This is a genomic window from Pseudomonadota bacterium (genome assembly GCA_030775045.1).
In the GTDB taxonomy this organism is placed as follows: Bacteria; Pseudomonadota; Alphaproteobacteria; order JALYJY01; family JALYJY01; genus JALYJY01.
Genome location: JALYJY010000016.1, coordinates 1 through 9,637, shown reverse-complemented (window position 1 = coordinate 9,637; position 9,637 = coordinate 1). Strand labels below are relative to the sequence as shown.

Annotated in this window: 8 protein-coding genes; 3 read left to right on the top strand and 5 right to left on the bottom strand. The window is 60.4% G+C overall.

Going from position 1 to position 9,637, the window contains the following annotated elements; all coding sequences use genetic code 11:
• The 5 genes from M3O22_02535 to M3O22_02515 form a co-directional block, all read right to left on the bottom strand.
• On the bottom strand, window positions 1-284 hold a 284-nt coding region (locus tag M3O22_02535), incomplete at its 3' end, for a site-specific DNA-methyltransferase (GenBank protein MDP9195636.1).
• A gap of 109 nt (window positions 285-393) precedes the next feature.
• On the bottom strand, window positions 394-1,032 hold the full coding sequence (locus tag M3O22_02530; protein MDP9195635.1) for a ribonuclease HII: 639 nt from the start codon (window positions 1,030-1,032) through the stop codon (window positions 394-396).
• A complete protein-coding gene (pgsA, locus tag M3O22_02525; GenBank protein MDP9195634.1) occupies window positions 1,025-1,621 on the bottom strand; it encodes a CDP-diacylglycerol--glycerol-3-phosphate 3-phosphatidyltransferase in 597 nt (198 codons plus the stop codon). The genes M3O22_02530 and pgsA overlap by 8 nt, the downstream gene beginning before the upstream one ends.
• A 69-nt stretch (window positions 1,622-1,690) precedes the next feature.
• A complete protein-coding gene (locus M3O22_02520; GenBank protein ID MDP9195633.1) occupies window positions 1,691-2,587 on the bottom strand; it encodes a nicotinate-nucleotide--dimethylbenzimidazole phosphoribosyltransferase in 897 nt (298 codons plus the stop codon).
• A 47-nt stretch (window positions 2,588-2,634) separates the two neighbouring features.
• Window positions 2,635-7,191, bottom strand: coding sequence for a hypothetical protein (locus tag M3O22_02515; GenBank protein ID MDP9195632.1), 4,557 nt, complete (start codon window positions 7,189-7,191; stop codon window positions 2,635-2,637).
• A gap of 191 nt (window positions 7,192-7,382) precedes the next feature.
• Between M3O22_02515 and ykgO the strand changes: the two genes are divergently transcribed.
• From ykgO to M3O22_02500, 3 genes are all read left to right on the top strand, one after another.
• Window positions 7,383-7,508, top strand: coding sequence for a type B 50S ribosomal protein L36 (gene ykgO / locus M3O22_02510; GenBank protein ID MDP9195631.1), 126 nt, complete (start codon window positions 7,383-7,385; stop codon window positions 7,506-7,508).
• An 83-nt stretch (window positions 7,509-7,591) separates the two neighbouring features.
• Entirely contained in the window at window positions 7,592-8,449 is an 858-nt protein-coding gene (locus tag M3O22_02505) for an RNA methyltransferase (protein MDP9195630.1), read from the top strand.
• Between the two features lie 52 nt (window positions 8,450-8,501).
• On the top strand, window positions 8,502-9,637 hold a 1,136-nt coding region (locus M3O22_02500), incomplete at its 3' end, for a PAS domain S-box protein (protein ID MDP9195629.1).

Here is a 9,637-nt window from a genome sequence, read left to right as displayed (position 1 = left end):
TAGCTGCCGATCACCCACAGGGAGCCGTCTTCTTTGAGGACGTGCCGGGCTGCGGACAGCCAGTCGCGGGTGAAGCGGTCGTATTCGGCAAAGTCGCCGAACCGGTCCCAGTCGTCATCCACCGCGTCCACCAGGGAGTGGTCGGGCCGGTGCAGCTCCCCCCCCAGCTGGAGGTTATAGGGCGGGTCGGCGAAGATCATGTCCACAGACCCGGCGGGCATTTTCTCCATCAGGGAAATGCAGTCGCCGGCCAGGATACGATAGCCGGAATCAGGATTTTTCAGGGCAAGGGCATTTTTCATGGACTCCGATCCTGAATCCCGAGTCGCTCTCCGTCAAGAGGGTTTTTTCCGGACCGGAAATATTTCGCAGAAGAAGTGTTGCGGGAAAGACTCACTCCGCAAACAGGGCGTACTGGGCGACAGGGGCAAAAGTGCACCGGTGATGGGGCGTGGGGCCATGGCGGCGCAGGGCTTCCAGGTGTTCGGGGGTGCCATACCCCTGGTTTCTCTCCCAGCCATAGGCCGGATATTTCGCCGCCAGGTCCGCCATGATCCCGTCCCGGTGAACCTTGGCCACGATTGAGGCCGCTGCAATGCTCAGGGACAGGGCGTCGCCGTCCACAATGGCATGGGCGGGGCATTCCAGGCGGGGTGTCCGGTTTCCGTCCACCAGAACCAGGCAGGGCTTTCCGGGAAGGCTGGCAACGGCCCGCTGCATGGCCAGCAGGGTCGCCTGAAGGATATTGAGACGGTCGATGTCTTCCACAGACACGACACCGACGCCGGTCATGGAATGCTCCGCCAGTGCCCGGGCCAGCTCCTGCCGCAGGGCGGGGATGACTTTCTTGCTGTCGTCCAGCCGGCTGGCGATCTTTCGCGGCAGGCCCCCCTGGCGGGCTTTCACATCCGGCAGGATAACTGCCGCCGCCACAACAGGGCCGGCCAGCGGGCCCCGTCCTGCCTCGTCCACGCCGCAGATCCGGGAAACGCTGGCGGACAGGAAGCGGCGCTCGCGGGACAGGTCAGGCATGGGGAGGGGGCCCGTCCGGGGGAGGGGAAATGTCAGGGCCTTTCATGTGGGCCATCCCGGCGGTCAGATAGTCCCAGCCCGTAAACAGGGTCAGGCCGGCGGCGACCCACAGTCCGGCAATCCCGATGTGCAGCACGGGGATATCAGGTGGGCCATAGTCTCCCACAATCAGGAAGCCCAGGGCGATCATCTGGATGGCTGTTTTCCATTTGGCCAGCCGGCTGACGGGGACGCTCACGTCCAGCTCGGCCAGGAATTCCCGCAGGCCTGAGACCAGAACCTCCCGAAGCAGGATGATAACGGCGGCGACCACCGCCAGCCCCTGCAGCCGGTCCGCGGCCACCAGCATCAGAAGGACTGCGGCCACCAGAAGCTTGTCCGCGATGGGATCCATGAAGCGTCCCAGCGGGGATACCTGTTTCCAGGACCGGGCCAGATATCCGTCGAACCAGTCGGTGATGGCGGCGACTGTAAAGCAGGCGCAGGCCGACCACGCGGCAATCTTTCCCGGGAAGAACATAAGGGCCACAACCACGGGGATCAGCACGATCCGTGAAAGGGTCAGCAGATTGGGGACGGATGTGAACATGAGGGAAACCGGCAGAAGGACTGGCTGGCTGACTCTAGCAAAGGTGCAGATTGTTTTGCAGGGGGTTTTTCAGGACGCCCTGATAACTATCGCTGCGGCCATCCTGACCAGGGGAATGGCGGCAACCGCGCCGGATCCGTCTGCCAGTCCTGCGTCCATAACGAAGTCCATGGGCAGCAGGGAGCTGAGGGAAGGGGCCATGGGCTGGGCCATGCGGCAGTGCTGTGTGGCGCCAGCACAGGCTTTTTCCAGGACGAGGGCCGCGGAAAAAGTAGCCAGTCCGTCCAGCAGGACAGGGATGCGTCCCATACGGGCCGCCAGGATAGCGCCGGCCATGGCGGCAATTTCATACCCGCCCAGGCAGCGCAGGGCCCCGAACGGATCCTGAAGGGCGGCTGGATTGGCCGCCAGCGCTTTCTGCACTGTCCTGTCAGGGATATCCTGGCCGCCCAGGGCCTCGATCATGGCGAGTGCCGCCGTCTCCTGTCCGATGCCCAGGCTTCCCGGGCACAGCAGGTCCACGCCGGCTTCCACCGCCATCATGCCGTAGGCCATGGCGCGGGCGCAGGCCTCTTCGGTCATGGCCGGTCCGGTGGTCATGTCGGCGGTGGGCGTGTCCAGGTCCATTTCATACAGGCGCAGGTCTGTGTTCAGGCCTTCGCACAGCCTGTTCAGCAGGGTTGTTCCATCCACGATACCCTGGATCTGTGATCGTGTGCGGGCCAGGGAATCCGGTACATGGCCGTGGGTTGCGGCAAAGACAGCAATGCGGGGATGGCGGATGCCTGTAATCTGCTCCCCTCTCCACCGGACCAGCCAGCCGGCCAGATCTGCAAGCCTGCCGGCGCCGGACAGGGAGTCCCGGACCCTGTCGCCGGCCTGCGGCTCCGGCACGGGCATGGAGGGCAACAGGGCGTGTATTTCTCCCAGAGAGGCTTTCGGAAGAGCAGTGGCTGGCTGTGTCATGGGACCTTTATGGCCCAGGACACACCACCCTGACAACACTTGTCACATCAGGCCTGTGCCCTGAGGGCGACCCTGTCCGGGGAAAGCTGTGCGGAAGATATGACGCCGGCGGACACAAAAAAGCGTTCCAGGCGTCCTGTTTTCAGGGCTTTCAGGAATTCGTGACTTTCGGCGATTGTCCGCGCATGTTCAGCCTGTTCTGCGGTCAGCTCAGCCACAATAGTCCAGCTTTCCTGCAGAAGTCTTCTGGCCTCGGTATCGCAGGGCGCCTTCCGGTCTGTCATGTCTTTCAGCGTTTCTTCCCAATTCATCGCACTGGTTCTGGCATTTTTCAGCTTCTTCTCGATGATGGCGCTTTTTTCAGCCCGTGTTTTTGTAGCCAGCTGTTCGACGTGCCCCGCCATGGCAATAACGCTGTGGGAGTTGGGGCACAGCTGCTGAAGCCTTTTCAGCGTTTCCGGATCCGGTATCCGGCCTTTGATAATGGCATCGACACATCTTATGACAACAATATCAAGCCTTTCCTGACGCTCCCTGTAAGTTTTGCAGGTCTCAGGATCAACCCAGTGCTGAAGTTCAGCGGCATGACGTTCCCTGACAGCAGGGTCTGTATTGTACAGGGAGACGTGGGGCTGAACCAGTGCCGACGCATATCCGGACAGGATTGCTGCGCTTCTTGCAATCCTGTCGACGCAATTCCATTGCTCCCGGAAAGCGCTGATGTGGCTGACTGCCACTCCCTGTTCTTCCAGCAACCGGATAATGGTTTTCTGCGCCGCGCCTTTTGTCCAGCGCCAGATTGCCCGGACAGCGTCACGCAGTTTGCTCGCATTGTCCAGGGATCGAACCAGCTTGTCCATGTGATATCCGGCTTCAGAGAACTGATGCATGCATGCATCGTTTCCGGTCAGGGATTCCAGTGCCGCAGCCAGGCCGGGGAAATTGCGATTCTGCAGCGGCAGCTTTCCCCAGGCGGCCTGGAGTTCCAGAAGAATTCCGGCTGTGGTCTTGCCTGTACCTGCCTGGTTCACAGCGGCAGTGACTTTGTTTGCAGTTTCCGAGCAGGTTTTAACAGCTGTCCTGAACCGGACAAAAACATCATGTCCGGCCTTGCCAGGAGCAAACGTTGCTTCCAGATTTTCCAGTACGGTCTGTTGTTCTCGCGGTGAGCGGAAATTCCTGAACAGGTTGCCCAGGGCAGACTGCACATCCTCTTTTACAAGGGCGTTTTCAGCACTGCGGAATCTTGACAGTACATCATACATCCGCTCACGGGCTTCGGGGGCAAGCTTTCGTGAAATTTCTTTTTCTGCCAGATGCCGGGTATGAACGGGGCCAATATCTTTCACTGCCAGAATATCAGACAGGAAAGCGCCGGGACGGGAGAGTTTTTCAGCGGCCTGTCCAAGAACGGGGGCCAGATCGAGGGCATCCCGGAAAGGCTGGATCCGGGCCTTTTGCAGGCTTTCTGTCTGCTCCAGGCACTGAACAATTCTTTCCCGGACACTGCTGTCAGAAATTCGGCCATACAGTTCCATGGCGGCCTGGAAGGCATCACCCGGCCCAGCCGCGATTTTTTTCATCAGGTTTCCGATTTCAGTCCGGTCGTAATCCAGTTTCTGTATCACGCTGTCCGCCTGGGGCCGGGACATGAACTGCATCAGGTGATTGCGGACCCCCTGTGACAGGGTGTCCCAGCGCACTGGATCTTTTTCATAGTGATGGGCCACCGTTTCCAGAAAGGCATTCTGTGACCCGATGATGCGTTTTGCAAAGATCCGGGCTGTTGCGGTTTCACGTTCCAGAACCTTGTGGAACTGTGCCATGTTCCGGACCGGGATATGACCCTCGGCAGCCAGTCTGTCCAGGGTGCGCAGGACAGCGGCCTGATCTGCTTCCCTGGGCCATGAGGACCAGAAATCCTTCAGGATACGCAGGTCCTGTCCGTCAGAGGCGCTGACACGCCCGGCGAGCTGGCGCAGCAGGGTGTGGTGATGCACAAGGGTACCGGCAAAACCTGTCTGGTCATTTGCGGCAATATCCAGATGAACCGCATTGCGCAGGGTATCATCATGGATGTACAGATCCAGGGCGGAGGAGAGAGGCAGGGCCTTGTGGCCTGCAGAGCGGACTTCTTTCAGGGCATTGAGGGTGGTCCTGCTGTGGTCTGAAACCACTGAAACCTGCCAGTGGCGACGGAAACTGTCCGCTTTTGCAGGATACTGCCGGTCCAGCATGGCGGCGATTCTGTCACCCGACAGCGGCCAGGATGCGTAAAGCTCATTGACAGTGGCTTGGGCGCCAGGACCGTCCAGTGCGCCGGGCAGGCTGTCGATCCTGTTCCAGTCTTTTTCCAGTCGCTGCAGGGACCAGCTGTCTTTTCCTTCTGTGGACAGAAGGTGGAGAACGGCTTCCCGGAACGTCCTGTCGGGATAATAAAACCGCAACGAGACGGACAGTCTTCTGTCCGGCGTGCTGCTGTCCAGAACCTCGCCCAGTCTGGCCGAGGCCTGTTCCAGTTTCTCCAGGGTGCGGGCAATGACCAGGGGAGTATCCTGCGGAATATGTCCTTTGCGGGCCAGGTCCGACAGAACGCCGTTCACTGTGGCATAAACCTGCCTGTCCTGTGTGTGCATGAAAAGGCGGGCAGCCACAGCCTGTTCCTGGCCGGGGGTCTGAAGCAGGCCCAGAACAGGGCGCAGTCTGGTCACCTGCGCGCGCAGTGGGTCCAGGGCCTCTGCGGGAACATTGTTCATGACGAGTTCCTGGCCGATTCCTGCCAGCAGGGCATCCTGTCTGTGTTCCGGGAACACTGCTGTCACCCGGATGGCCTTGCGCAGCGCCACCATGTCGTGAGCCTGCCTCAGGTACGGGTTTTTCCAGGACGTGATCAGTGCAGCGGAAACGGCGCTGGATTCCTGGCCAATGGCCCTGAAGACTTCTGTGGCCTGATCCATAAGTTTCAGGACGGGGGTCCGCAGAATCCCGGTGACGCGAGCTTCGTCATCGGGATGGATCCCGATTGTCCCGTTATTTTTCCGCTGGCCGCGGGTTTTTGGCATGGCAGACAGAAAAGCATTGAAAAGCTGTCCGTGGCGCGTGCGGATTTCGGTCATGACCTCCTGGCGCAGGTTTTCGTCCGGCCAGAGCGTGAAAAGGGTTTCAGCCAGGATTTTCGCATCCGGCAGTGCAACAGCCTTTACATCCCGGGCGTGCACCGGCCTGTCATGATATGGTCCGAAAAAGGATCTGCAGATGTCCCCGATATGCTGCTCCATCCCGCGCCGGATGTCTTCCAGCATCGAGACCGCTGTGGCATTGACCTTGCTCTGGCCGGCCATCAGGCGCAGTCTGGCAAAGGCTGCAGTATCCGGCCGGACCAGAGGTGTCCGGTTATAGAATTCACCAAGAGCGGACTGTATTTCCAGGGCCAGCTGGTCCCTGTTGTACTGTTCTCTGTTCCGGGACCTGTTCCAGGTCTGGTTCAGGCTGGCAGCCAGATCCCTGGCGGCGATTTCAGAAGCGGACCTGGCATGTTTCACCTTCAGTCTGGAAGGAGCATGGCCATAGGACATTCCCAGACGACGGGCAGTCCAGGCCGCCTGTTTCAGGTCCGCGCTTCTGAGCAGGATATTGTCAAAAGTCTCCACCATCCAGGGATGGAGGCCCCTTTCAGGCCCCAGGGTTTTCAGCTGTTCCCATCGGGTCCTGCGGGTTTCCACAGACCAGGATCCGTCTTCGCGGGAGATAAACTCGACATCCAGGGGATGTGGCTCGAGGACAGCGGCAGCCTCACGCCCCAGGGCTTTCAGATGCTGTTCTTTTGCGTCTGGTTCTGCCCAGACCAGTTTTTCCAGGGACAGTCTGATGCGCCAGGCCCGGGTCCTGAGGTCGTGCCAGTACTGTTTTTCAGCTCTCTGGTTCACAGCGGGATTGGCAGGCGGGGCAGGCTGTTGCCCGAAAAATTTTTTCAGACCGGAAAAAAAACGTGAGAAAAGTCCGGGCCTGTCTTCATTTTCGTCTGGCGCTGACGGTGGAGTATACTCGTCCTCAAGCATCCGCACATCGGCCTCCCCGATATGCTGGGCCAGGGCATTGATGACAATTTCGCCCTTTTTATTGGTGCGGATTTTTTCAGACCGGATTTTTCTGAAAAGGGAAAAAACCATCTCATCAACAAGATCTGGCCTTGCCAGGGTATTCTCCGTAACACTGTCACTCCAGTGTCTGGAAACCCATGTCTCGAGGACGGCATAGGTCTTGTCCGCGTTTTTTTCTGCGGCTTTTTTTTCAGCCCCGTCAGCTTTGGGGCGGCGGCTGTCGTGAAGTGCATCGCGGTAGCGGAGGGCTGCTTCACCCAGTTCTGCAAGGGTGCTGACAGCGTGATCTTCTGTAAATGTAAGGGTAGAGCCCGGATTTTTATGCACGACGTCCAGAAGGTATGCACCCAGAAGCGCACGGGAATACTGCCGGATTTCAGCCTCGGCCAAGGGATTATCTGTTTTTTCCAGCAGACGCATGGCAATGGTGGAGGATAACTCTCGCGGCGTCCACATTGCTGCCTGCCGGGGTCCTGTCTGTGTGTCGTGCCCTGTTCCTGTCATCGTCTGATCCTGTCTTGCCGTTCCGCCTGTCCGTATATCCACAGAAGCCTATACCATCCGGATGAAAGTAATCGGAAAAAAGACAGGCAGGATCTGGGGCGAATCCACGGCCGGGGAAATCAGGATTGACAATGCGGTGGCGGCGCCGTTATCTTCCGCCCGGTTTTACATCTGTCCGGACGGGTTGTGTCATGAAGGTCGCCAATTCCCTGAAAAGCCTGAAGCTGCGCCACAAGGCGTGCCGTATCGTGCGCCGCAAGGGCCGCGTGTACATTATCAACAAGCAGAATCCGCGCTACAAGGCACGGCAAGGTTAACCCCTTACATTTCTGTCAGCATGAATGGGCAGCCGCGCTGACTGGCGCGGCTTTTCCTTTTTGAGACGAGGTGGATACCAGCCATGAATCGTCCCGATCGCTCCCGTCCGGGAGGCCACCGGCCCCCTGGCTCCAGACCGTCCGGCCATCGCATGCGGGTCATGACCTCTGCGGCTCCCTCAACGCCGCCGCCGGAGCTGGGCAAGCTGTTCCGTGTGGCCGGCCTTCCGGCTGTCCGGGCCCTGTTTTCCCGCGATCCCGGGCGTGTGGAGCGCCTGTACTATGAAGATCGCGTGAAGACCGGGGCCGGTGAGTTCTGCAGGGTTATGGCGGCGGAGCGCAAACCCTATCGCCTGTCGGACGCGGCGGAGATGGAGCGCATCAACGGCAGCGTGCTGCACGGCGGCATCCTGGCCCTGACCCGGCCGAAGACTGTGGAGGCCTTTGACCTGGAATCCGCCCGCCGTCTGGCGCCCGGCCGCAAGCCCATCCTGATGCTGGATGGCGTGGGTAATCCCCACAATCTGGGCGCTATTGCGCGGACCTGTGCCTTTTTCGGGATCGAGACCCTGGTGCTGTCCGACCACCCGGAACAGGCCGGCCCGTCAGAGGCTGCGTGGCGCGTGGCCGAAGGGGGGCTGGAGTACGTGACCCTGTCCCGCGCCGTGCGCTTTGCGGGCCTGCTGAAACGCATGAGGCCGTTCTATCATGTCATCGGCACGGCGCTGGCTCCCGATGCGAAAAACCTGTCCGACGTGAAGATGGATAACCGCCCGCTGGCCATTGTTCTGGGCAATGAGGAATCCGGACTGCCTGCCGCCACGCTGGAAGCCTGTGAAAGCCTGGTCACTATCAGGGGCAGCGGTCAGATCCAGTCCCTGAACGTATCAGCCACAGCGGCGATCGTTATTCATAACATCGTGCGTGCTCAAGGCCCTTGACCTGACGGGGTTTGGACCCTAAGCCTCATGGGATCGGAGGCGGAGGCAGGTCATGACAGGCCGGGATATCAGGAAGAGTTTCCGGAACCCCTTTGTCAGGCGCGTCTGGGGCATGATGGCGGCGGGAACGGCCGGTATCACGGTCCTGGCCCTGCTGGCCATCCTGTTCGCGTCCTGGGTTCCGGGCCTGTTCTGGCTTCCCTGGGCCATCCTGGGTCTGACGGTCATCCTGTCTGTTTTTCTGCTGTCAGCGATCTACCGGGCCCTTCTGGATGTCAAGGCCGAGCGTAACCTGATCATCGAGGCCTTTGAGACGGCCAATTCTGGCCGCGCCATTACCGATGCGGGCGGCCACACGGTCTTTGTCGGCAACAGCTTCTGGACACTGGTGACCCCGGACGAACAGGGGGTTGAGGCGGCGGTCCTGGCCCGCTATGGCACCGATCCCCAGACAAGGCAGCGTGTGGAGGCCATGCGCCAGGCCGCCCATGCAGGAAAACCCATGGGGGCCGTTTTCCCTGTCCGGAGCGCCGGCAGCCGCCAGGAATGGCATGATGTCCAGGCCAGACCCATCCCGAACCGGCCCGGCTATGTCAGCTGGCGGGTCGAGGACGTTACGGAGCATTACGAGGCGCGCGAGGAAGTGCGGCAGGAGCAGGAAGCCCTGCGCCTTTCAGAGCAGCGATTCCAGCGTTTTTTCGAGGATGCGCCGGTGGCCATCGCGCTGGTGGACGGGCAGGCCGGGATCACGGACTGCAACAAGGCGTTTGTGGCCATGCTGGGGCTGGACCAGGGCAACCTGTCCGGACGGCCGGTCACGGACCTGATGCGCCCGGAAGACCGCAGGGCAGGGGACAATTATCTGAAAAAAATACTGGCTGACGGCGGTGTGGCGTCGCCCCTGGAAGTCCGCTTGCAGGGGACCCGCGAGATCGTTGTCCATCTCTATGTCCGCCGGATGGAAAACGCCAGGGGCCTGATCCTTCATTTCATCGACGTGACAGAGCAGAAAAACCTGGAGGTACAGTTCGCCCAGTCCCAGAAGATGCAGGCGGTGGGCCAGCTCGCGGGAGGCGTGGCGCATGACTTCAACAACCTGCTGACCGCGATCAACGGCCATTGCGACCTGCTGCTGATGCGCCACGACGTGGCGGATGTGGAGCACGGCGACCTGATGCAGATCCGCCA